We start from the raw sequence: 24,881 nt of genomic DNA on the forward strand, positions 1-24,881 counted from the left end.
ATTGTTCTGAATTAGAGGAGCAGAGGTGGAAATGATATGAAGCCATATAAAGTTTTGGTTGTTGATGATTCTGCATTTATGCGCAAGATCATTTCCGATTTGATTGAAAATGACGCGAACTTCCAGGTTACCGCTACGGCTTCAAACGGCCGTGAAGCTATTGAGAAAGTGAATCAGCTTTCTCCGGATCTGGTAACGATGGATGTGGAGATGCCGGAAATGAACGGCCTGGAGGCGCTGAAAATAATAATGGCCCAGCGTCCGCTGCCGGTGATCATGCTTTCAGGAATCAATGAGCAGGGCATGAAGGAAACGATTATGGCGCTGGAGTCAGGAGCATTTGATTTCATACGTAAGCCATCCATTTCCAACTCCCAGGATATTATTGCTGTAGGAGAATCTCTCCGGGAGCAAATGAAAGAAGCGATGATGGCCCGTGAGCAGCGTGAAGCTCGGGCATCCGCCTCCAAGAGTGAGGACAAGCCGCCAGCTGCGGTTACTCCAAAACCTCTGGCGGATCCTCCTGTACGCAAGCAGGAACTTCCCAAGAAAGCAAAAGCTGCGGAAGTTCCCGGCACACCAGCACAAAACAAGTTGAAGCCGGAGGCAAAGACCGCGTCCCCTAAGGAAACGGGCAAGAATTTGCTTGATAAGCAGCCAGGGAATAGCGGATCCCCGCGAAATCCTGTCAATCCTGCTGCAGCTCCGGCAAGCCCGGCATCTTCTGAAAAAGCAAAAAACCGCTCCAAAGCGAACTCTACTCCAGTCACACCTGATGTACGTCTGCAACTGGAGGGTGTCCCCGGTACGTTCGCCGAACCTCCTGCAGCTTCGGCTGACCGGAAGTCCGGCAGTATTAAAGGGCTGCGTAAGCTCGTTGCTGTAGGCTGCTCTACAGGCGGGCCACGTGCGCTCAAAGCGTTTTTGGAGAATATCCCGGCTGAATTTCCGGCACCGATAGTCATTGTCCAGCATATGCCGCCCAATTTCACCAAATCATTGGCCCAGCGGCTTAATACCTTCAGCCCGCTTGAGGTTGCAGAAGCGGAGCATGGCATGATCCTTCGCCAAGGAGCGGCTTATATTGCTCCCGGAGGTTATCATCTGAAGGTTGTTCCAGCAGCAGGCGGACAATATGCGATTGAACTTACGAGTGAGGATGCCCGCAACGGGCATCGTCCATCCGTGGACATGATGTTCGAATCACTATTGCCGCTTACCACGCTGGAACGGCATGCGGTGATTATGACGGGCATGGGCAGCGATGGTGCCAGGATGATGAAGTCCCTATATGATTCGGGTGTAACCTCAACCTTCGCTGAAAGTGAAGAAACCTGCGTTGTATATGGAATGCCGCGATCTGCGGTGGAATTGAATTGCGTTAAACATATCCTGCCTTTGCATGAAATTGCTCCAAGGCTGGTGCAAGCCGTTAAATAATGGAAAAGCGAACTTGAAGGGGAGGTGCTCGTTAGTGGACATGAACCAATATTTATCCATGTTTATTGATGAGTCAAATGATCATCTGCAGTCATTGAACGAAAGTATGATGGGGTTGGAAGCAAATCCTGATGATCTAAGTATTGTACAGGTAATATTCCGCTCTGCGCATACCTTAAAAGGTATGGCGGCTACGATGGGTTTTGAGGATTTGGCTTCTCTTACCCACCAGATGGAAAATGTTCTGGATTTAGTGCGCAATAACAAGCTGCGGATGCAGGATTTCATTTTTGACACACTGTTCAAAAGTCTGGATGCCCTGGAATCAATGGTTGAGGATATTACGGCTGGGGGCGAAGGTAAGGCAGATGTCTCGGCAATTGTGACTTCTCTTCAGGCCATTGTTCGAGGTGAAGTTCCTACTGCAGCCGGTGCCGCTGCCGAGGTTACAGCTGCAGCTCAAAAGACTGGAGACGCTCCGGTGTTTTTAGATGAATTCCAATACTCGGTTCTGCAGCAGTCGCTGCAGGAAGGCCATCAGGTGCTGTATGTGGATGTAGCGATCCGTCAGGATTGTCAGCTTAAAGCAGTGCGGGCATATATGGTTTTCGATCTCCTTGAACGTTCAGGAGAGGTGGTCAAATCCTTCCCTTCGGTTCAGGATATAGAGCAGGAAAAATTCGATTACGGCTTTTCCCTCTATTACATAACCCAAAAGGACGCAAGTGAAATTCAATCCATGATCCTAAACTTATCGGAAATTGATAAGGTTACGGCTTTAGCCCTTGATCAAGAGACACTGGAACAGATGGTGCAGGATATGGCTGCCGCTACTGTGGAAGCACCGGTTCAAGAGGAAACTGCTCCCGTAGCGGCATCGGCTGCAGCACCGGTCAGAGAAGAAGCAATCAAAGCGGCAGCTGCCAAAACAGTTGCAGCGCCTTCCCGGACGATCCGCGTAGATATCGAACGCCTGGATGTGCTGATGAACCTGTTTAGTGAACTGCTGATCGACCGTGTCCGTCTGGAACAGCTGGCTACAGAAGTGCAGAATAGTGACCTTACTGAGACTGTTGAACATATGGGACGGGTCAGCGGCGATTTGCAGAACATTGTCATGAAGCTGCGCATGGTACCGGTCGACACGGTATTTAACCGATTCCCCCGCATGGTTCGTGACCTTGCCAAATCTCTGGACAAAAAAATCGATCTGATCGTTACGGGTGCTGAAACAGAGCTTGACCGTACTGTTATTGATGAGATCGGTGATCCGCTGGTGCATTTGCTCCGTAATGCCGTTGACCATGGGGTTGAAGGCGTACAGGAGCGTATTGCTGCCGGCAAACCGGAGACGGGTACGATAAATCTGCGAGCTTTCCATAGCGGCAATCACGTCTTTATCGAAATTGAGGAGGACGGAGCCGGAATAAATCCGCAGAAAATCCTGAAATCTGCCGTTAAAAAGGGAATTCTTACTCAGGATCAGGCTGCTGGCTATTCGGATGATGAAGCCATTCAACTTTTGTTCTCACCGGGCTTCAGTACCGCAGAGGTTATCTCTGACGTATCAGGGCGCGGAGTCGGACTCGATGTCGTGAAATCCAAGATTACTTCTCTTGGCGGCAACGTGGTTGTTTATTCCACCTTTGGTAAAGGAACTAACTTTTCAGTACAGCTTCCACTAACCTTATCGATTATCGCGGCCATGCTGGTGCGGCTTGGTTCTGAGAAATATGCCATCCCGCTTTCTTCCATCGTGGAGACTGGAATTGTGAAGAAAACTCAGATCCGCACGATTCATAGCAACAAAATGATTGAATTCCGTAACGGTCATATCCCTCTGCTTTCTCTGAGCAAATTCTTCTCGGTACCTGATTTTGATGAAAGTACTGAAGAGGAAACGGAAATAGTAGTAGTCCGCAAAGGGGAACGCCTCGTAGCCCTGGCCGTTCAGGATTTTATTGGGCAGAACGAAATCGTCATCAAGAATCTTGGCAAGTATCTGCCTGAGGTTCAAGGCATCTCCGGGGCGACCATACTTGGTGACGGTCAGGTCGCACTTATTATTGATCCGAACGCTTTTATTAAATAATCAGGATAGAACAGGGAGGTTCATTCCATGGCTGAAGATATCAAAGTAATCGTATTTAAACTAGGCGCTGAAGAGTACGGCATCGAAGTGGAGAAAGTCCAAACGATTGAACGCATGATGCCAATTACCCGTGTGCCGAAGACCTACTCCTTTATTAAGGGAGTTATCAATTTGCGCGGAGTGGTTATTCCGGTAATTGATTTGCGGGGCCGTTTCGGAATTGAGGAAGCTGATCATACTGATCAGACCCGTATCATTATCGTCAATGTAAATGCAATGGAAGTTGGCTTTATTGTGGACTCGGCCAATGATGTTATTGACTTGAACCGCGATTCCATCGATACACCACCGGAGGTTGTGGGGGGCATCAGAGCGAAGTATCTGGACGGGGTGGCCAAAATTGGAGAAGAACGTTTGCTGATCATGCTCAATTTGAACGAGGTGCTGAACAAGGGCGAAATCGTGCAATTGGAAAGCCTAGAGGGCTAACATATGGAGCTTTTCAAAAACTTCAAGGATTTTAAAATGGATGTCCTTAAGGAAGTGGGCAACATTGGAGCTGGTAACGCCGCCACCGCGTTATCTCAGCTTCTTGGCAAACCGATCGACATGGCTGTTCCGAAAGTGCAGCTGCTGAGCTTTGAAGAAATCACTGAAAAGGTCGGAGGAGCAGAAGAACTGGTATATGCGGTTTTCCTGCGGGTCGAAGGTGAAGCACCGGGCAATCTCTTTTTCATTCTTACTCCGGAAGCGGCTATAAGCCTGCTTAACCGGGTTGCCGGTATTGAGATTTCTCCCGAGCAGGAGCTGGGTGAAATGGAGCTTTCGGCTTTGAATGAAATTGGTAACATTCTTGCCGGGTCTTACCTTTCTTCACTTGCCGACTTCACATCGCTTTCCATGTACCCTACAGTGCCTGCACTGGCCATGGACATGGCCGGGGCCATTCTGGGATACGGTCTGCTGCAGTTCGGTCAGATGGGCGATGATGCTTTGCTGATCGACACAACTTTCCTGGAAGGCAAGGACGAAATTGAAGGACAGTTCTTTCTTATTCCCGATCCAGAATCATTCCCGAAGATCTTTAAATCACTAGGAGTACCGTTTGATAATGATTGAAGAACAAAGCATTATTAAAGTAGGTATGGCAGATCTTAATGTAGGAAGCCAAGACAGCCTTGTGCGTACAACAGGTCTTGGTTCCTGCGTGGGGCTTACATTGTTTGATCCTGGGAAGAAGCTGGCGGGGATGGCGCATGTGATGCTGCCTTCGTCGGATATCGCACGTGAGGGACAAATGAACATTGCCAAATTTGCAGATACCGCAGTGCCGGAGCTTCTGAACCGCTTGCTTGCACTTGGAGCAATGCGCAGCAGGATCGTGGCCAAGATGGCCGGAGGCTCTCAAATGTTTGCCTTTGCCGGGGGGAATGACACCATGAGGATCGGGCCTCGTAATGTGGAATCCTGTAAGCTTGCTTTGGAGGCGCTAAAGATCCCTTTGATTGCCGAGGACACAGGCGGCAATTTTGGCCGCACCATTGAAATTTCCTGCAGTACCGGTATACTCTATATCCGCAGCGTGCAAAAAGGCACTAGGGAAATATAACCATGAGCAGAAAAATAGTAGTGAACACCATCGTCGGAGCGATAGGATTTTTGTTTACCTTTTTTGTGAACTATGGGCATAATTTACTTGGAACAAGTTTAATTCGGGCCAGTTTTGGATTTATTATTTGGTTTGTGCTTGCATTCCTCTTAAGTTGGGTATTGGGTTTTATTGCTGGACAGTCTGTACAGCCAGAAGAGGATGAGACAAGCTTAGAGGGCAATGAGGCGCTGGGTGGCAATTTCGATGTCATTACTCCGGATGAGGATGAAGAATTAATAAACCTGCTGAAACCGAAGCCGGCCGAAGAAAGCGGAAGCACAGAAGGTTTTACACCGCTGCAGCCGCCTAAGCTGGTCTCTATGAAAGATCCTGAAGAATTGGCCAAGGCCGTTCGTCACCTGAAAGAAGAATAAGCGTGTGCTATTGCGGAAGTGGCTCACCTGTTCCGTGTTATGCCCGCTGACTAAACTTTGGGAAGGGTGAAAGCCGTTGAACGAGCATAAAGCTTCTCAATCGGAAACTGACGGGCTCTGGGAACAGTGGAAAGAGCAAGGTAATCCCGAAGCCAAAAAAAAGCTGATTGAGAATTACCTCCATATTGTAGATTACGTGTCCAGCCGCTTAGCAGTCGGATTACCCAAAAATGTATCTAAAGATGATTTGGCCAGCAACGGTGTCATGGGTTTGATTGATGCCATCGAGAAATTCGACTATAAGCGGGGACTCCAGTTTCAGACTTATGCTTCCTGGCGTGTGCGTGGAGCGATTCTTGATTCATTGCGCCAGAGCGACTGGGTTCCCAGGTCCGTGAGGGAGAAAGCCAAAAAAATCGAAGATGCTTACCAGCAGCTGGAGCAGAAATACCTAAGATCAGTCAGTGACGAGGAAATGAGCGAATATCTGAATGTTTCGGAGACGGAATTTCAGAATATGCTGCAGGACGTAGCAGTAATGTCGCTCTGCTCACTAGAGGATCCTATTCGCGAGGAAGAATCAGAGACACGCTTGTCCATCCTGGTGGATGACAAAGCCAAAAATCCGGATCGCAAAGTAAATGAGTTTTATTTGCGCGATACGCTGACTAAAGGCATCGAGAAACTAACGGTGAAAGAAAGGACCGTTGTGTCCCTTTTATATTATGAAGATTTATCATTAAGCGAGATCGCCGAGGTGATGTCACTGTCGCCTTCACGGATTTCGCAGCTTCATTCAAAAGCTATTTTGCGGCTGAGAGGAACGCTTGAGAAAAATCGCGATCTTCTCATGCAAAACGATTAACCGGGCGACGGTGACAAGGGGGAGCAAAATTGATCGGTAATTATGCTTTGAACCAGTACGTGAGTATCACGTTTTCGGAGGATAAAGGGATTGCGTACCTCCAATTTTCCAAAAGGGATGAAAACTTCTCCTGTTCGAGTGAAGATCTCGAAAGCTTCCTAAACAGTCACAATATTCGTTACGGTATTCAGCGGGATATTGTACAGCGAATCAGCAGTAATCCAGAAGAGTATTTCTTCAACAGGGTACCAATTGCGATTGGTGATCCCGCGGAGAATGGTACTGATGGGCGGGTGGTCCTTACTATTGATATGGAGGAGGACCGCAAACCGCTCGAAAAAGCTGATGGAAAGGTCGATTATAAGGACCTGGTCCGGCTTCACAATGTTAAGAAAGGCCAGTTGATTGCCAGAAAAATTCCGCCGATGCCCGGCAAAAGCGGCAATACGGTTACCGGTGAGGAAATTCCGTATCGGGCGGGAAAAGACGCACACTTTAAAGTCGGCAAAAATGTTCTGATCGATCAAGATGAAACTTCGATGTATGCCGCGATGGACGGACTCGTTACTCTGACGGAGAAGGGAAAGGTCAATGTTTTCCCGGTTTATGAAGTCAACGGTGATGTTGATTACAGTACGGGAAATATTGATTTTGTAGGGACAGTTGTTATTCGTGGCAATGTCTTGACCGGGTTTACGGTTAAATCTGCCGGAGATATCCGTGTGGTTGGCGGAGTGGAAGGTGCTGAACTGATTTCCGGGGGATCGATCGAGATTGCCGGCGGAATTATCGGATACAACAAGGGACTCGTCAGTGCAGGCAAAAATGTAAAAGTATCGTTCATCCAGGATGGAAATGTTGTCGCCGGAGAGGATGTTATCGTTTCGCAAAGTATTATGCACTCTAATATCCGGGCAGGCCGGGATGTGCTTTGTAATGGATCAAAGGGACTTATAGTAGGTGGAGTTGTACAAGCCGGTGAAAGAGTTGTAGCAAGAACCATCGGAAATACGATGTCTACGGCGACGGCTATTGAGGTTGGCGTTGTACCAGAACTCCGGAATGAGATTAACGATCTGCGCCATGAGCTGCGGCAGCTGCTTGAAAATGAGGATAAAACCAACAAAGCGCTGTACCTGCTGAATCAATTGGCGAACAATGGTCAGCTTGCTCCTGATAAGGTGGCTTTGCGCGTTAAACTGAACGCCACTAAGCAATCGCATATGCGTGAGGAGAAGCGCATTAAAGAGCGTGTACTAGAAATTGAAAGAATGCTCGAGGATACGGTTAGAGCAAGGGTGGAAGTAGTTAAGACCATTTACGGAGGTTCCAAAATCGTAATTGGCAGATATACACGTTTTGTCAAGGATCCTACGGAACGGGTTGTATTTATTTATAGTGAAGGCGATATCACATTGGCGCCGTACGTTTAATCAGGCGGGCAGCGACAGGCGGCCGGCCATCCTTGATGTCTAAGTACAGCAGGCTTCGGAAGGATTTGCGAATCTTGGGACGGCCCGTCCGTTTCTATTTATGAGAAGAGGGTTGCTATGAGTCTGAAACCGGTGGAATTGCAGATTGCCCTGCCCCGGACAACTGACGCGGGCAAAGTCCAGCATGGGCTGCAGCATCGTCCTGCTGTGGATCAGCAGCAGCTCGCAGGACAGAATGTCAAGCAGAGCTCGGAGCTGGCCCATCGCAGCACTGAGGTTGACGAATCTGCGGAAGCTGCGCTGCGCAATGATGATAGCCAGGGAAATCATGCGGGAAGTCAGTCCTCTTCCCATCAACAAGAGAAACAGCAGACGTCTCACGACGCTGAACATCCCTATAAGGGCCGACGGATCGATCTCAGTCTCTGAGAGGATATAATTTGATATGTAAAAGGAGATAGGGCACTTGCAACCATGGGTATATATCGTGCTGGTAGGCGCTGTCGCTATCGTTTATGCCCTGAGACTGCCGGCGCGTGCAAAAGAAGACTCAGCCGATAAGCAGAGTCTAAAGGAAACAGAAGCGGCGCTTGAACTATATATGGCGGACATCGAGCGGGAAAATGATAAAATGCTGCAGCTTGTCAGCGGCATCAAACAGCAATCCCAGAACAACAGAACAGCAATGCAGGAGGAGATCAATTCACTTCGGGAGCAAGTTGCCGATCTGCAGAAGAACTCAATGCTGCTTGAAACGCGTCTGACGGCTGAAGAAAAGGGCCTGCTGCAGCTAACAGCTTCATTTGCCAAGGAATCTTCAGCCAGCCGCGCTTCAGAAGCTGTGAGACCGCCTTCAACAGAGCACGCTGCAGAACAGCCGGAGCCGAAACCAAAGCCGGTCAACTCGATCAAATTGCGTTATCCGCGATTGTTCGAGCTGCATGAGCAAGGAAAGTCTATTGACGCTATCGCTAAGACAGCAGGACTTCAGCGTGGAGAGGTTCAACTGATTCTGCAGCTGGCCAAGCAGGAGGAAACGGTATGATCAAGAATCGTTCCTTCATGTTCGGACTAGGTACAGGCCTGATTGCCGGAGCATTACTGCTGCAAGTGATGATCACCGGGGGAGCCGCTCCCTTGTCCAAGGAGAAGCTAATCAAGGAAGCTGCGAAGCTGAACCTTACCGTAACCGATCCGAGTGCAACACCTACTGCCACTAGTAATACAGGTAACACAGGAGAGGGAACAGAAGGATCAGGGAAAGAGGGGACAGCTGCGGTTGTTCCGTCAGCAACTGAATCCGCCGCTCCAGCTTCGCCTGCTTCTACGCCGCAAGCAGCGGTGGAGCCAAGCGCTGCCGCTGCTCCTTCTAAGCCGGCTACCCCGTCAAAGCCTGCAAGCGAGAAGAAACCATCAAGTGCCCCAGTTGCGCCAGCCACTCCGGAGGTTGCTGTAAACGGCTCGATATCTGTTACAATTCCTACCGGCAGCACACTTACGGAAACTGCCGATTTGCTGGTCAAAGCAGGTGTGATTACGGATAAGAACAAGTTTCTTCAGACGGCAGTAAGCCGTAAAGCCAACACAAAAATTCAAAATGGACGGTACAGCTTTACTAAAGGCGAGAGTAATAATGTTATCATTGATAAGCTGATTACAGTGAAATAATTTATCTTAGAACTTTGGAATTCACAAAACTTTTCATGAATCGTTGCATACATTATTTTATTATGGTATAGTAATTGACGGTGTTAAAACACACGCCGGTTGATTTCGACAAGGGGTGCTTTCTTCAGAAGAAAGTCTTGTAGAAAAATGACGCACGGCGGAGGAGACACACAATAAACCAAAACTAGGAGGTGTGTGAAGATGGCAGTAATTTCCATGAAGCAGCTTCTCGAAGCTGGGGTACACTTCGGTCATCAGACTCGTCGTTGGAATCCAAAGATGGATCGTTATATCTTCACTGAAAGAAACGGAATTTACATTATTGACCTGCAAAAAACGGTTAAAAAGGTAGAGGAAGCTTACAACTTTGTGAAAAGCGTCGCTGGCGACAACGGCACAATCCTGTTCGTAGGAACAAAGAAACAAGCTCAAGATTCCGTAAAAGAAGAAGCTGAACGTTCGGGTATGTTCTTCATTAACCAACGTTGGCTGGGTGGTACCCTGACTAACTTCCAAACTATTCAGAAGCGTATTGATCGCCTGAAGAAACTGGAAGCTTGGGAAGAAGACGGTACCTTCGCAGTTCTGCCTAAGAAAGAAGTAATCCTTCTCCGCAAAGAGAAAGATCGTCTTGAAAAATTCCTGGGCGGCATCAAGAACATGAAAGGTCTGCCAAGCGCGCTGTTCATCATCGACCCGCGTAAAGAGCGCATCGCTGTTGCGGAAGCTCGCAAATTGGGTATTCCTATCGTGGCTATCGTTGATACTAACTGTGATCCGGACGAAATCGACTATGTTATCCCGGGCAACGACGACGCAATTCGCGCCGTGAAATTGCTTACTGGTAAAATGGCTGATGCCGTTGTCGAAGCTCATCAGGGCGAAGACACAACTACTGCTTAAATAGCAGCCGGAATCAAACAAGAACTTAAATGAAAAGGGTGGTTGGCAGGTGGATAACCTCTCACTGCCCTTTTTTTAGGATAATGGACCAAAATGGTATAAAACGACAATTATCTGGAGGGAATAACAATGGCAGTAGATGCAAAAGCAGTAAAGGAACTTCGTGAAAGAACAGGCGCAGGGATGCTGGATTGCAAAAAGGCGCTTGAAGAAGCTAATAATGACATCACCAAAGCCGCTGAATTGCTTCGCGAAAAAGGTCTTTCCGCAGCAGCAAACAAAGCTGGACGTATTGCTACTGAAGGTACAGTAGAATCTTACATCCATGCTGGCGGACGTATTGGCGTACTTGTAGAAATCAACTGCGAAACTGACTTCGTAGGTAAAACGGATTCCTTCAAAGAATTTGCACGCGATATCGCAATGCAAATTGCTGCAGCTAACCCGCTGTATGTTCGTCGTGAAGAAGTTCCGGCAGAAGCTGTAGAGAAAGAAAAAGAAATTCTGAAGGCACAAGCACTTAATGAAGGCAAGCCTGAGAAAATCGTTGAAAAAATGGTTGAAGGCCGTATCAGCAAGTTCTACGAAGAATATTGTTTGCTTGAGCAATCCTTCGTTAAAGATCCGGACAAAACTATTTCCCAGCTGCTGAACGAAAAAATCAGCACCATTGGCGAAAACATCTCCATCCGTCGTTTTGTTCGTTTTGAACTGGGCGAAGGCCTGGAAAAGAAAGTCGACAACTTTGTTGAAGAAGTAATGGCGCAAGTTAATCAATAAGAAGCAAGACTGATTACAACTTCATTGAACTGAATAATGCAAGCATCAAATGAACGGAACACAGGCACAATCGTGTTCCGTCTTTTGTAAGAAAGTGAGGGTATACATTTGGAACAGCCGGTATTTAAAAGAGTAGTCCTTAAGGTAAGCGGTGAGTCACTATCAGGACAAAACGGATATGGCATTGATGCCGAGACGATTATTTCCATCGCAGAGCAGGTCAAGGAAGTTGTTGAGCTTGGAGTTCAAGTCGCTATTGTTTGCGGCGGAGGCAATATCTGGCGCGGAATCGCAGGAAGCGCAAGCGGTATAGACCGTGCAACAGCCGACTACATGGGGATGCTGGCAACAGTGATGAACTCACTTGCACTGCAGGATGCATTGGAGCAAATCGATGTTCCTACCCGGGTACAGACCTCCATTTCGATGCAGCAGATTGCTGAGCCTTACATCCGCCGCCGCGCCATTCGCCATTTGGAGAAAGGCCGCGTGGTAATCTTTGCCGCAGGAACGGGCAACCCCTTCTTCTCGACGGATACGACAGCAGCTCTCAGAGCAGCTGAGATTGAAGCGGAAGTTATCCTGATGGCGAAGAATAAAGTGGACGGTGTCTACTCAGCAGATCCTTTCAAAGACAGTACTGCTGAGAAATACGAGCAGCTGACCTATATGGACGTGCTGAACAAAAATCTTGGCGTCATGGATTCCACTGCATCCTCTCTGTGCATGGACAATAATATACCGCTCATTGTGTTTGCTATTACAGAGCAAGGCAATATCAAACGTGTCGTTCTCGGTGAGAAGATCGGGACGATTGTTAAAGGGAGTGTAGATTAATGCCACAAGCGGTCAAGAAAAATGCCGAAGAGCGTATGGAAAAAGCGATTTTATCGCTGAAACGTGATTTGGCCTCATTGCGGGCGGGACGCGCTTCGACAGCGCTGCTGGATCGCATTCAAGTTGAATATTATGGTGCACCTACCCCTGTCAACCAGCTGGCCAACATCAGTACACCGGATTCACGGACGCTGCTGATTCAGCCTTGGGACAGATCATCGCTTTCCGACATTGAACGGGCAATTATGAAGTCCGATCTGGGACTTACACCGGCTAACGACGGTACAATCATCCGTTTGTCCATCCCTGCGCTAACCGAGGAACGTCGTACTGAGCTTGTGAAGTTCACCAAAAAGTTCGGTGAGGAAGCAAAGGTAGCCATCCGCAATATCCGCCGCGATGCCAACGATGATATCAAGAAAATGGAGAAGAACGGCATCTCCGAAGATGAATCACACGGACACCAAGAAGATATTCAGAAATCAACGGATAAGTTCATAGCTGAAGTTGATAAGGTGCTCTTGTCCAAAGAAAAAGAGATTATGGAAGTATAATGACAATCAAGAGACTTCAGGGCCCCTCCGTTTATGGTGGGGTTTGTCTCTTTCTGATAAGAGCTTGGAGGAAACGGAAATGATCAAACGGATTCAAGCATGGCTGAGCCGTAAAGACAGGCAGGAGCCACAGCCAGTCGAGATTTCACCGGACAACATTCCCCGGCATGTGGCTGTAATTATGGACGGCAATGGACGCTGGGCTAAACGGCGTGGTTTGCCACGCATTGTCGGCCATCAGAATGGGATGAAAGCTGTAAAACGTGCAACGATTGCCGCGAACGACCTAGGCGTTGAGTTTTTGACCATGTACGCTTTTTCTACAGAGAACTGGAAACGTCCTAAGGATGAAGTTGATTTCCTGATGCGTTTGCCTGTGGAGTTCCTGGCCCTTGAACTGGACGAGCTGATTGAGAAAAACGTACAAGTGCGCGTGATGGGTGATACCGATGCTTTGCCTACACATACCCGGAAGGCGATGGAAGAAGCCGTTGCCCGGACACAAGGGAATACTGGACTTATATTAAATTTTGCCCTGAATTATGGAGGACGTAAAGAAATCGAGGATTGCATGCGCAGATTGGGTCAGGATATCCAAGCAGGGCTGCTGTCCCCGGAGGAGATTACATCGGAGCTGATCGACAGCCGACTGTTATCAGGCGGGCTGCCGGATCCGGATCTGCTGATCCGGACCAGTGGAGAGATGCGGCTCAGCAACTTTATGCTCTGGCAGGTCGCTTACAGCGAGCTCTGGTTTACAGATGTATTCTGGCCGGAGTTTGATAAAACGCATTTGCTGCAGGCTGTGGCGGAGTACCAGAGACGCACACGCCGTTATGGTGGACTGAAGTAGCCTGATGGGAGATGGGAATCTTTGAAGCAGCGATTGATCACCGGAATTGTTGCCGGAGCAGTGTTTTTGGGATTGTGTTTTTTAGGCGGCTGGGCTTATCAGCTTTTGCTTGCCGGTATGGCGCTCATCGGGTTTTATGAATTTGTTAAAATGACAGGTGTCCGGGGGTTTGGTGGTACTGCGATACTTGGTTATGCTGCTGTAGCCTTCTACATGATTCCTTGGAGCCTGCTCGGAGCGAATCCATGGCTGTCCTGGGAACAAGGCATATGGCTTCTGTTGCTGCTGTTCCTGCTGGTGACGGTGTTCAGTAAGAATAAGCAGGATATTAAGATTACTTCACTCCTGTTCACAGGGATTGTATACATAGGAATGGGCTTTTCCTATATGGCTGCGGCCCGGGCTGCGGGCGACGGTCATGGGCTCTTCTGGACCTTCCTTTTGTTGTGCTGCATTTGGGGCAGTGACGCAGGTGCTTATTTTGTAGGGAGAAGCTTTGGGAGAAATAAGCTCTGGCCGGCAATCAGTCCCAATAAAACGGTAGAGGGAGCCCTTGGCGGGGTACTGATCTCTATCGTAATTTCCATTATTTTCGCGATATTTGTTCCTGATCTGCTGACTTACGGACGCGCGCTGCTTATCGGTTTGTCCTGCGCTGTGCTCGGTCAGCTTGGAGATCTTGTACAATCTGCCTATAAACGGGTGTACGGTATTAAGGATTCAGGCTCGCTGCTGCCAGGTCATGGAGGAATTCTTGACCGCTGCGACAGCTGGATTATCGTATTTCCTTTCGTACATATCGTAATGCTTATGCCTTACTATTAAACGACGGGAAAGAAGGTTCACATGTGAAGAAAATAAGTGTTCTCGGATCTACCGGCTCGATCGGCACTCAAACACTGGATGTAGTTGCAATGCATCCTGACTCTTTCGATGTTGATGGTTTGGCTGCAGGTAGCAATACCGCCCTGCTTCTGGAGCAGGTCCGCCGCTTCCAGCCTCGCCGAGTATCAGTGTCCACGAAAGAACTCGCTGAGCAGATCAGACCGGAGCTGCCTTCCGGTATTGAGCTTTTTTACGGAAGTGAGGGATTGGTAGAAATTGCTGCAGGGGGGGACGCTGATACGGTCGTCACGGCAGTGGTGGGCAGCGTGGGCTTGCAGTCAACGCTTGCCGCGATCGAAGCCGGACGGCATATTGGGTTAGCCAATAAGGAAACGCTTGTCACGGCAGGACATTTGGTTACCGAGCTTGCCAACCGTAAAGGTGTTAGGCTGCTGCCCATCGACAGTGAACACTCTGCAATTTTTCAATGTCTGAACGGTGAGAACCGCGAGGATGTTTCCAGTATTACCATCACCGCCTCCGGAGGGTCCTTCCGTGATTACAACCGCGAGCAGCTGAAGAAGGTTTCCGTAGAGGATGCGCTTCGCCACCCCAACTGGAGTATGGGAGCCAAAATAACAATTGATTCGGCAACCATGGTTAACAAAGGACTTGAGGTCATTGAAGCGCATTGGCTGTTCGATCTGCCCTATGAGCAGATAAATGTCCTGCTGCATCCGGAGAGTATCATTCACTCCTATGTAGAATTCCGGGACAGCAGTATTGTCGCCCAGCTCGGAAATCCGGATATGCGGGTCCCGATCCAATATGCACTGACCTATCCGGAACGTTGGGAGTCGCCTGCCGCGCGGCTGTCTCTTGCCGCAATAGGACGCCTGACTTTCCGGGAAATGGATTTTGTACGGTTTCCAGCCTTGAAGCTGGCGATTGAATGCGGGAAAGCGGGAGGGACGGCAACCACAGCCTTCAACGCGGCTAATGAAATTGCAGTTGCCCGTTTTCTCCGGCATGAGATTCCCTTCCTGCGTATTGAAGAGATTATTGAAGAAGTGCTCCAGCGCCTGGTGAATGTCAATCAACCGGATTTACAGCAGATTCAGCATTGCGATGAGATGACCCGGGAGCTTGCAGCTAAACTTTAAATAAATCACTTTATGTACTTAAAAAATGGAAATATATGCTTTGCCCTGAAAAATTGGGTGGGACAGTTGATTCTCTTGTGCAAGGCCTTGGAATAATGATAAATTAAGAGGACATACTTCGGTCTTACACCTTAAGGGGGAATGTAACGCATGGAAATGGTAAGAGTCGTCTTTTTAACGGTGTTCATGTTCTTTGTTTTGGTGACCGTGCATGAATGGGGGCATTATTACTTTGCCAAACGCGCGGGTATCCTTGTAAGAGAATTTGCTATCGGTTTCGGTCCGAAACTGTTTTCTTATAAACGCAATGAAACCCAGTTCACGCTTCGCCTGCTGCCTTTTGGCGGTTATGCACGGATGGCCGGTGAAGATCCCGAAATTATTGAGATCGGTCCAGGGCAGACGATTGCCGTAAGACTGGGGCAGGATAACAAAGTTAAAAGCATCTTTCTAGACGCGCTCGATACCCGCAGAAATGTAATCCGTGGGGAAGCGCAATATACCGACCTTGAGAACGAGCTGAAGATCCGCCTTGATGTCGATGGAGATGTAACCACTTATGATGTTCATCCACAGGCAATGATGATCAAACGGGGTCAGCAGACACAGATTGCGCCCAAAGACCGTCAATTCGGCAGTAAAACTGTAGGTCAGCGTGCTTTGGCCATCGTTGCCGGGCCGGTGATGAACTTTCTGCTTGCTTTTGTGCTATTTGCAGTACATCTGCAGATGGCCGGTATCGTCATTGAGAATCCAACCTTTGTGAAGATTGGAGATCTCAGCGAAGGTATGCCTGCTCAGGAAGCCGGAGTGCAAAAAGGTGACATTGTCGTCTCTATTAATGGAGAACAGATTGGCGGAGACTACCAGAAGATGATCTCATTAACTTCCGCTTCCAAAGGTAAAGAGATGCAGTGGACACTTCAGCGTGGCGATGAAACCTTAAATGTGGCCATGATTCCCCGCAGTATGGAGGGTGAAGAAGGCGGCAAAGTGGGGATCACTCCTGAGTTGCCTACAAGGCAGCCAGGTTTTGGCGAGACCATTACTAAATCAGGAACTGCCATGGTGGATTGGACCAAAACGATTTTTGTAAGTTTTAAAACACTGATTAATAACTTTAATATGGATGATATTTCAGGTCCGGTCGGAACAGCGAAGATGACGGGGCAAATCGCTCAGCAAGGCATTCAATACCTGACCTATTGGGCGGCTATTCTAAGTCTGTACCTGGGTATTTTTAACCTGCTGCCGATCCCTGCACTTGACGGAAGCCGTCTCGTCTTCCTGGGCGTAGAAGCACTTCGCGGCAAGCCGGTAGATCCAAGCCGTGAAGGGATGGTTCATTTTGTCGGATTTGCCTTGCTATTTCTGGTTATGATCGCCGTTACCTATAATGATATCCTGCGGCTAATCACCGGTTGATTTTTACTTGAATGAATATGAGCTTTGGCAGTCCCCGCAAAGGACTTGAACGATGTTGTGAAACCAAAGCCACACTTTGCAGGGCATTAGGAGGAGTTCCATCATATGGCAAAAGATAAGCAGTTTGTTACGGAAATCACCCCACAGAGCGAGGATTTCTCGCGCTGGTATATTGATGTAATTAAGAAAGCGGATCTGATGGATTACTCTCCGGTTCGCGGCTGTATTGTTTTCAAACCGGAGGGATACGAGATTTGGGAGCATATTCAGGAGGAAATGAACCGCCGCCTTAAGGCAACGGGTCACCGTAATGCTTATTTCCCGGTCTTTATTCCGGAAAGCTTCTTCCAGAAGGAGAAGGATCATATCGAGGGCTTTAACCCTGAGCTGCCTTGGGTTACGGAAGCTGGCGGTGATGTGCTGGAAGAACGTCTGGCGATTCGCCCGACCTCCGAAACCATGTTCGGGCATATGTATTCCAAATGGATTCAATCCTACCGCGATCTTCCGGTATTGATCAACCAATGGGCCAACGTAGTCCGCTGGGAGAAGCGTACGCTGCCGTTTATCCGTACCACAGAGTTCCTGTGGCAGGAAGGCCATACGGCGCATGAGAATGAAGCTGAGGCACGTGAGGAAACGATGCGGATGCTTGAGAATTACCGTGATTTTGTCGAGACCTATTTGGCAATTCCAGTCATCACTGGACAGAAGACACCTTCCGAGCGTTTTGCCGGGGCGGTTGACACGTATTCTATAGAAGCCATGATGAAGGATGGACGAGCTGTACAGGCGGCAACCTCACATTATCTGGGAACCAAGTTTGCTGCAGCATTTGATATTCAATATTTAAGCCGTGACAATGTGCTGGAATATGTTCATACAACCTCATGGGGCTCCACAACACGCTTAATCGGCTCGCTTATTATGGTGCACGGGGATGACCGCGGCTTGGCTTTGCCGCCTAAGGTCGCTCCAACACAGGTAATCATGATTCCAATCGGACCTCCTAAGACCCGTGAAGCGGTCATTGGACGGACGGACGAGCTGTTCAAGGATCTGAAAGACGCAGGCATCCGTGTGCGTGTAGACGACCGTGCTGATGTTACTCCAGGCTGGAAATTCAATGAATACGAAATGCGTGGAGTGCCAGTCCGTCTTGAATTAGGTCCTCGTGATATGGAAAACGGGGTTTGTGTTCTGGTATCGCGTATTACAGGCGAGAAGAAAATCATTCAGCAGGAGAACCTTGTCGCAGAGGTTAATACCATGCTGGAGCAAGTACACAATGAAATGTTTGAACGCGCGTTGAAATTCCGTGAGGACCATTTCTATTCAGTGGATACGTTAGCAGAAATGAAGGATTCGATGGAAGAACAGCGTGGTTTTGCATTGGCAGGCTGGTGCGGTTCCGAAGAATGCGAGTCTAAAGTCAAGGAAGAAACGGGTGCAGGCAGCCGTAATATTCCGTTTGAGCCTGCGGTGAATAAGGATACCTGTATTTGCTGCGGGAAGCCCGCTGCGCATACGGTTGTTTTTGCCAAGGCGTATTAATTCTTTGCCCAATACTATATAATTCTTCAGTATCTGAATGTAGCTTCTGGGAGAGGAGTCGGCGGGCCGAAAGAACCCAATGCTTTCACCTCCCGGGAGCTTTTTAAAATAGTGGACTCAAGGCTTCCTTATGTCTTCTTTGGTTTTGGAAATTAGGTTTTTCAAAATATATGAATTTATATGCTGCACGCTATAAATTATCCTTCTATTTCTCGCTGAAACGGTTTCCGTCCTTTTGAGGACGGCGAAGCCCTTTCTACTTGCGGGGAGATTTTATTATCTGTTTAAAAGTTAGGTGGGGGAAGCATGGAACAGAACGTGGAAAGAAGAAAAAGATTCGAGCTGTTGATGAAGCAGGGAGAGATTCCGCCTGCACTCATTGATCCCTACTTTTTGGACGGGCATATCGAACGTGTGGAAATCAGCCGCGGTAACCGGGACTGGCACATCGTCATTGCCAAAGATACTCTTGTTCCGGCACAAACCTACCGGACATTTTGTTTGAGAATGCGTGAGAAGCTACAGCATATCGCCAAAGTCAGCTTCTTGTTTCTATATGATGAAAAAGTAAGCAGAGCAGAGCTTGTACAGGAATACTGGGGTTTATTTCTGGAATGGGCGCAGCGCGAGATCCCTTCAGTGAATGGTTGGCTGACCCGCTCCACTCAGGAGCTTCAAGACAGTACACTTCTGCTCAGCCTAAATGATTCGATGTCGTTAGAGCTGGCCCGTAAAAAGGGAATCGAAGGCGCCATAATTAAATTTTACGATAAATATTTTGGCCTGCCCCTGAAAGTGAAGCTGCAGATTGCCGAGAACGAAAACAGCAAAGCGGATGCTTATGAAGAGTTCCAGCAGAAGCTTCAGCAGGAGCAGCGCGAACTCGTTGAAATGATGATGATGGCCAGCGAGCCGGATGAACCGGTTGATGAGGGAGATCCGAATGAAGTCATTAAGCTTCAGGTCGGATATGAAATCAAGGAGCAGGCTGTACCTATTCTGGAAATTCAGGATGAAGAGAAGAAAATCACAATTCAGGGTACGATCTTCGGACTGGACAGCAAGGAGCTGCGGAACGGTAATACCTTGTTCACCTTCTGTATCACAGACTTTACTGATTCTCTGCAAATGAAGATGTTTGCGAAGACCAAAGAAGATCTGAAGGTTATGGGCCAGCTGGCCAACGGCAAATGGGTTAGAGCGCGCGGCAAGGTTGAATATGACCGCTTTATGCAGATTCCGGAGCTCGTAATGATTCCATCGGATCTGAACGAAGTATCGGCACCGCCGGCACGTAAGGATAATGCGAAGCAGAAGCGGGTAGAATTCCATCTGCACACGACTATGAGCACGATGGACGCAGTGGCGCCAATTGACGCGTATGTCAAGACCGCAGCGAAGTGGGGGCATCCGGCAATTGCCGTCTCTGACCACGGGGTTGTGCAGAGCTTTCCGGACGCCAACCATGCTGCACATAAGCATAAGATCAAAATGATCTACGGCGTCGAAGCCAATGTGGTAAATGACTCGGTAAATATTGTGGAGAATGCTCAGCCGCTGGACCTGAAGACTGCCACCTATGTCGTATTCGATATAGAAACCACCGGTTTGTCGATCACCCGGAATAATATTACCGAACTTGCTGCGATTAAAATGACCGGCGGCCAGGAGATAGACCGCTACTCAACGTTCGTGAATCCGCATGAGAAAATTCCATACCATATTCAGCAGCTGACCAATATTACTGATGAGATGGTTAAGGACGCTCCTGATTTGGAGCCGGTGCTGAAGAAATTCGTAGAGTTCATAGGCGACAGTATCCTGGTTGCCCATAATGCCAGATTTGATATGGGGTTCATTCAGGCTTCCCTGGTGAAACTGGGTCTGCCTGTGCTGCCCAATCCTTCCCTGGATACGCTGGAACTGGCACGTCTGTTGTATCCGAGCATGAAGAACCACCGGCTGAATACACTCGCCGACAAATATAAGGTTCTGCTGGAAAGCCATCACCGTGCGGTGGATGATACCATTGCCCTGGGAGGTATTCTGAACGGTCTGCTGGCTGATGCCGAGAAGATGAAGGGGATGACCCGGCTTGACCGGCTGAATGATTATGTAGGCAATGACCTGTCGAACACCCGGCCGTTTCACTGCGGCATCTATGCACTCAACCCGACTGGCAAGAAGAACCTTTACAAGCTGATATCCATGTCGCATACGGAGTATTACAAGCGCGTTCCCTGCATTCCTAAGTCCAAGCTCGAAGAGCACAGGGACGGTCTGCTGGTCATTTCCGGCTGCGAACGGGGAGAGTTCTTTGAGGCTGTGCTCAATAAGTCTACTGAAGAAGCGATGGAGGTTGCCCAGTTCTACGATATTCTGGAGATTCAGCCGCTGACGATGTACATGCATTTGGTAGACAAGGGATTCGTGGCCAGCGCAGAGGATTTGCGGGGCGTAGTGCGCAAGGTTTGTGAAATCGGCGAACAGCTGAACAAGCCTGTTATTGCAACAGGCAATGTGCATTATCTGGAGCCGCGGGACAAGCTGTTCCGCGATATTACGATTCACGGGATTACAGGATTCAGCCCGCTGAAAGACCAGCGCAAGCCGGATGCCCATTTCCGCACTACGGAAGAAATGCTGGCCGAATTCGAATTCCTGGGCGCGGAAAAAGCAATGGAAGTTGTCGTCACCAATACGGTGGAGCTGGCTGACCGCTTTGAGGAATATGACCTGTTTCCGGACCAGCTGTTTACGCCGATTATCGAAGGCGCTGATGACGAAATCCGCAACACCTGCTATGAGACGGCAAAATCAATCTATGGTGAGGAATTGCCTGAGGTCGTCGTTGCCCGGCTGGAAAAAGAGCTGGCGCCGATTATCAAATTTGGGTTCTCTGCCAACTATCTGATTTCTGAGCGTCTTGTGAAAAAATCGAACAAGGATGGCTACCTCGTGGGTTCCCGTGGTTCGGTAGGTTCGTCTGTAGTTGCCACCTTCCTCGGAATCTCCGAGGTAAATCCGCTGCCTGCTCATTATATATGTGTAAATCCGGAATGCCGGCATAGTGAATGGTTCCTCGACGGCAGCGTGCCAAGCGGCTTTGACCTGCCGGACAAGGTATGCCCGGACTGTGGCGGCAAGCTCAAGGGTGAAGGCCAGGATATCCCCTTTGAAACGTTTCTGGGCTTTAAGGGTGATAAGGTTCCCGATATCGACCTTAACTTTTCGGGTGAATATCAGCCGAACGCCCATAACTTTACCAAAACAATGTTTGGTCCGGACAACGTATTCCGTGCCGGCACCATCGGTACGGTAGCGGAGAAAACTGCCTTTGGATTCACGAAGAAATATGAGGAACATCATCAGAAGCGCTGGCGGGGAGCGGAAGTGGGACGTCTGGCCGCAGGCTGCACCGGGGTCAAGCGAAGCACTGGCCAGCATCCCGGCGGTATTGTCGTTTTGCCGGATTATATGGAGATAGAGGATATTACACCGGTGCAATTCCCGGCAGATGATGTCAATGCGGAATGGAAGACCACCCACTTTGACTATCACGCCTTTGATGCCAACCTGCTAAAGCTCGATATTCTGGGCCACGATGATCCGACAATGATGCGGATGCTGCAGGATTTAACAGGAGTGGACCCTACAACCATCCCGATGAACGATCCGAAGGTCATGAGCATGTTCAACTCTACTGATGCACTTGGAGTAAGGCCTGACCAGATCCGGACCCCTGTGGCTACCTACGGAGTTCCGGAAATGGGTACAAAATTTGTCCGCCAGATGCTGGTAGAGTCGAAGCCTTCCAGCTTTGCCGATTTACTGCAAATCTCCGGGCTGTCGCATGGTACGGGAGTTTGGCTTGGCAATGCCCAGGAACTGATCAAGAACAACACCTGCAACATCAAGACAGTTATCGGCTGCCGCGATGATATTATGCTGTTCCTGATTTACAAGGCTGGAATGGATGCGGGACTGGCCTTCAAAATTACCGAGAGCGTGCGTAAAGGGAAAGGGCTGTCTGCTGAATGGATCGAGGAAATGAAAAAGTGCAAGGTTCCTCAGTGGTACATTGATTCCTGCCTGAAAATCCAGTACATGTTCCCGAAGGCGCACGCCGCCGCCTATGTTATTTCTGCGGTTCGTACCGCCTACTTCAAGTTGTATCATCCTATTGAATATTATGCGACATACTTCACGGTGCGGGCGGCTGATTTTGATATTGAACTTTGCTGCCAGGGTTATGAAGCCATCGCCCGCCAGATTGTAGATATTGAACAGAAGGGCTTCCAGGCGCTTCCAAAGGAAAAAGCGATGCTGCCGATTCTTGAAATGGCGCTTGAGATGACAGCCCGAGGTTTTACTTTCAAAAATATTGATTTGTACCGTTCCGATGCCAACAAATTTACCGTTGACGGCAAAAGCCTCATTCCACCGTTCTCAGCACTTGCGGGAATCGGTGAGAATGCCGCCTATAACATTGCCGCCGCCAAGGATGCCGGAGAGTTCCTCTCCATCGAGGATTTCCAGCAGAAATCCAAGGCGAGCAAGACGGTAATTGAGCTGCTGACCGGGATGGGCTGCTTCCGCGGCCTGCCGGAAAGCAACCAGCTATCCCTGTTTTAAACTACCCCCTAGTAGGGGGGAAGCTGCGAGTGCTTTGCGGGGCTAATGGGTAAAAACAAGTGAAATTGGATGCCTGAAAAGTGGCAGTCAAGGGCTAGCACTTGTCAGTGCTGATGCACTATGGTATAATTTTTTTGGTAATAATGAGATAAGTCCGTTGTGTAAAGAGTGGGGAAACCCACTCTTTATCTTTGGTATATAGCAAAAGACAAGTTCGTGGAGGTTAATTTCTTTTGAGCACACCCAAATCCAAAATTAAACAAACGGTAGAGCAGATGCTCGGGTCCTATCTCGAGGACAATGGTTTCGAACTGGTGGACGTTGAATACGTGAAGGAAGGCTCCAACTGGTTTTTGCGCATATTCGTAGATAAAGAAGGCGGCATAGATATTGACGACTGCGGTGCCATCAGCGAATATTTCAGCTCAAAGCTGGACGAGAATGATCCTATACCTGAGGCTTATTTTCTTGAGGTTTCCTCGCCGGGTGCTGAGCGCCCGCTTAAGAAAGCGGCGGATGTTGCCAAAGCGGTAGGCAAGGACGTGTATGTGACAGTTTATGAGCCGATTCAGGGACTCAAAGAATTCGAAGGTCGTTTGCTCTCATTCGAGAACGAGGAACTGCTCATCTCCGCGGGCAAAAAAGAACATGTAGTACCGTATGCCAAAGTCGCCAGCGCGAGATTGGCCATTATTTTTTAACGTCTTGAAAGGGGGACCGGATTTTCATGAGTATGGATTTTATCGAAGCTATGAATGAACTGGAGAGGGAGAAAGGCATCAGCAAGGATGTGCTGTTTGAAGCCATCGAAGCTGCGCTGATCTCCAGCTATAAACGCAATTTTAATGCGGCGCAAAACGTGCGTGTGGACATGAACCGCAACACTGGCGTAATCAAGGTATTTGCCCGCAAGCTGATTGTTGAAGAGGTTCTGGATACCCGGACCGAAATCTCACTGCCGGCTGCACGGGAAATCAACCCGCACTTCCAGCTTGAGGATATCGCCGAGCTTGAAGTAACGCCGCGCGATTTCGGCCGTATTGCTGCACAGACTGCCAAGCAGGTAGTCACCCAGCGTATTCGTGAAGCGGAGCGCGGACTTATCTATAACGCTTTTATCGACAAGGAAGATGATATCGTTACCGGGCTTGTACAGCGCCAGGATATGCGCAACATCTATGTTGACCTTGGCAAAATCGAAGCGGTTCTGCCGCTTAGCGAGCTGATGCCTGGAGAAAAGTTCAAGCAAAGCGAGCGCATCAAGGCTTATATCACCAAGGTGGAGAATACGACCAAAGGGCCGCAGATTATGTTGTCCCGCAGTCATCCCGGATTGTTGAAGCGTCTATTCGAGCTGGAGGTTCCGGAAATTTTTGACGGCGTGGTTGAAATTCGTTCTGTTGCCCGCGAAGCAGGCTTCCGTTCGAAAATTGCCGTCTTCTCGCGTAATTCCGAAGTGGATCCGGTTGGCTCCTGCGTAGGCCCAAGAGGCACACGCGTGCAGACCATCGTCACAGAGCTGCGAGGCGAGAAAATTGACATTGTCCGTTATTCTGAGGCTGTACAGGAATATGTGGCCAACGCGCTCAGCCCGTCCAAAGTTCTTGAAGTTCAAGTCTTTGAAGCGGAAAAAATGGCCCGTGTCATCGTGCCTGATTATCAATTGTCACTGGCGATCGGCATCAAGGGGCAGAATGCCCGTCTTGCTGCCAAACTGACCGGCTGGAAAATTGATATCAAGAGCGAGACCCAGGCAGAGCAGGAATACGGCAGACCTAGAACGGTAAGCGATGAAATGCATCAGGATTCCGTCTCCATTGATTAATTAA

At 48.9% G+C, this 24,881-nt stretch carries 23 protein-coding genes; all 23 read left to right on the top strand.

Translation table 11 applies throughout. The features are described from left to right. Nucleotides 1-36: 36 nt before the first annotated feature. The 23 genes from AC3WT9_RS01365 (at nt 37) to nusA (ending at nt 24,877) form a co-directional block, all read left to right on the top strand. On the top strand, nt 37-1,440 hold the full coding sequence (locus AC3WT9_RS01365) for a protein-glutamate methylesterase/protein-glutamine glutaminase (protein ID WP_341378941.1): 1,404 nt from the start codon (nt 37-39) through the stop codon (nt 1,438-1,440). A gap of 34 nt (nt 1,441-1,474) precedes the next feature. Continuing rightward, nucleotides 1,475-3,532 carry a chemotaxis protein CheW gene (locus tag AC3WT9_RS01370; RefSeq protein ID WP_341378940.1) on the top strand — a complete coding sequence of 686 codons (2,058 nt, stop codon included), beginning with the start codon at nt 1,475-1,477 and terminating at the stop codon, nt 3,530-3,532. Between the two features lie 27 nt (nt 3,533-3,559). Beyond that, on the top strand, nt 3,560-4,021 hold the full coding sequence (locus tag AC3WT9_RS01375) for a chemotaxis protein CheW (RefSeq protein ID WP_341093977.1): 462 nt from the start codon (nt 3,560-3,562) through the stop codon (nt 4,019-4,021). Nucleotides 4,022-4,024: 3 nt separating this feature from the next. After that, complete coding sequence (locus AC3WT9_RS01380; RefSeq protein ID WP_038593470.1) at nt 4,025-4,651, top strand: chemotaxis protein CheC; 627 nt, start codon at nt 4,025-4,027, stop codon at nt 4,649-4,651. Continuing rightward, complete coding sequence (locus AC3WT9_RS01385; protein WP_038593467.1) at nt 4,644-5,141, top strand: chemotaxis protein CheD; 498 nt, start codon at nt 4,644-4,646, stop codon at nt 5,139-5,141. The genes AC3WT9_RS01380 and AC3WT9_RS01385 overlap by 8 nt, the downstream gene beginning before the upstream one ends. 20 nt (nt 5,142-5,161) lie before the next feature. Continuing rightward, nucleotides 5,162-5,557, top strand: coding sequence for a hypothetical protein (locus AC3WT9_RS01390; protein ID WP_492407244.1), 396 nt, complete (start codon nt 5,162-5,164; stop codon nt 5,555-5,557). A gap of 76 nt (nt 5,558-5,633) precedes the next feature. Then, a complete protein-coding gene (locus AC3WT9_RS01395; RefSeq protein WP_076110092.1) occupies nt 5,634-6,422 on the top strand; it encodes a FliA/WhiG family RNA polymerase sigma factor in 789 nt (262 codons plus the stop codon). 29 nt (nt 6,423-6,451) lie between these two features. Next, a complete protein-coding gene (locus AC3WT9_RS01400) occupies nt 6,452-7,855 on the top strand; it encodes a flagellar assembly protein A (RefSeq protein ID WP_341378938.1) in 1,404 nt (467 codons plus the stop codon). A gap of 117 nt (nt 7,856-7,972) precedes the next feature. Then, entirely contained in the window at nt 7,973-8,284 is a 312-nt protein-coding gene (locus tag AC3WT9_RS01405; RefSeq protein ID WP_341093974.1) for a hypothetical protein, read from the top strand. A gap of 37 nt (nt 8,285-8,321) precedes the next feature. Beyond that, nucleotides 8,322-8,900, top strand: coding sequence for a hypothetical protein (locus AC3WT9_RS01410; protein WP_341093973.1), 579 nt, complete (start codon nt 8,322-8,324; stop codon nt 8,898-8,900). Continuing rightward, entirely contained in the window at nt 8,897-9,523 is a 627-nt protein-coding gene (locus AC3WT9_RS01415) for a hypothetical protein (RefSeq protein WP_341093972.1), read from the top strand. Before AC3WT9_RS01410 ends, AC3WT9_RS01415 begins: the two co-directional genes overlap by 4 nt. Before the next feature lie 201 nt (nt 9,524-9,724). Beyond that, nucleotides 9,725-10,426 carry a 30S ribosomal protein S2 gene (gene rpsB / locus AC3WT9_RS01420; protein ID WP_036692565.1) on the top strand — a complete coding sequence of 234 codons (702 nt, stop codon included), beginning with the start codon at nt 9,725-9,727 and terminating at the stop codon, nt 10,424-10,426. 129 nt (nt 10,427-10,555) lie between these two features. Next, nucleotides 10,556-11,206, top strand: coding sequence for a translation elongation factor Ts (tsf, locus tag AC3WT9_RS01425; RefSeq protein WP_341093971.1), 651 nt, complete (start codon nt 10,556-10,558; stop codon nt 11,204-11,206). A 108-nt stretch (nt 11,207-11,314) separates the two neighbouring features. Continuing rightward, nucleotides 11,315-12,043: a UMP kinase gene (gene pyrH, locus AC3WT9_RS01430; RefSeq protein WP_038593446.1), complete on the top strand. Its 729-nt coding sequence runs from the start codon at nt 11,315-11,317 to the stop codon at nt 12,041-12,043. Continuing rightward, nucleotides 12,043-12,597: a ribosome recycling factor gene (gene frr, locus AC3WT9_RS01435; protein ID WP_038593444.1), complete on the top strand. Its 555-nt coding sequence runs from the start codon at nt 12,043-12,045 to the stop codon at nt 12,595-12,597. The genes pyrH and frr overlap by 1 nt, the downstream gene beginning before the upstream one ends. A gap of 79 nt (nt 12,598-12,676) precedes the next feature. Beyond that, on the top strand, nt 12,677-13,450 hold the full coding sequence (gene uppS, locus AC3WT9_RS01440; RefSeq protein WP_341093970.1) for an undecaprenyl pyrophosphate synthase: 774 nt from the start codon (nt 12,677-12,679) through the stop codon (nt 13,448-13,450). 21 nt (nt 13,451-13,471) lie between these two features. Then, nucleotides 13,472-14,275 (top strand): phosphatidate cytidylyltransferase, encoded by an 804-nt coding sequence (locus tag AC3WT9_RS01445; protein ID WP_341093969.1) that lies wholly within the window; start codon nt 13,472-13,474, stop codon nt 14,273-14,275. A 23-nt stretch (nt 14,276-14,298) separates the two neighbouring features. After that, nucleotides 14,299-15,438, top strand: a complete 1,140-nt coding sequence (locus AC3WT9_RS01450; RefSeq protein WP_341093968.1) for a 1-deoxy-D-xylulose-5-phosphate reductoisomerase — start codon at nt 14,299-14,301, stop codon at nt 15,436-15,438. Between the two features lie 150 nt (nt 15,439-15,588). Continuing rightward, entirely contained in the window at nt 15,589-16,863 is a 1,275-nt protein-coding gene (gene rseP / locus AC3WT9_RS01455; RefSeq protein WP_341093967.1) for an RIP metalloprotease RseP, read from the top strand. A 105-nt stretch (nt 16,864-16,968) separates the two neighbouring features. Next, nucleotides 16,969-18,417 carry a proline--tRNA ligase gene (proS, locus tag AC3WT9_RS01460; RefSeq protein ID WP_341093966.1) on the top strand — a complete coding sequence of 483 codons (1,449 nt, stop codon included), beginning with the start codon at nt 16,969-16,971 and terminating at the stop codon, nt 18,415-18,417. 306 nt (nt 18,418-18,723) lie between these two features. Beyond that, a complete protein-coding gene (locus tag AC3WT9_RS01465) occupies nt 18,724-23,052 on the top strand; it encodes a PolC-type DNA polymerase III (RefSeq protein WP_341093965.1) in 4,329 nt (1,442 codons plus the stop codon). 233 nt (nt 23,053-23,285) lie between these two features. Beyond that, nucleotides 23,286-23,753 (top strand): ribosome maturation factor RimP, encoded by a 468-nt coding sequence (rimP, locus tag AC3WT9_RS01470; RefSeq protein WP_038593427.1) that lies wholly within the window; start codon nt 23,286-23,288, stop codon nt 23,751-23,753. 26 nt (nt 23,754-23,779) lie between these two features. Beyond that, the gene (gene nusA, locus AC3WT9_RS01475) at nt 23,780-24,877 is read left to right on the top strand and encodes a transcription termination factor NusA (protein WP_341093964.1); all 1,098 of its coding nucleotides are present in this window, start codon (nt 23,780-23,782) and stop codon (nt 24,875-24,877) included. Nucleotides 24,878-24,881: the final 4 nt, after the last annotated feature.

The sequence above is a fragment of the Paenibacillus sp. EB106-06-01-XG199 genome, assembly GCF_058791575.1.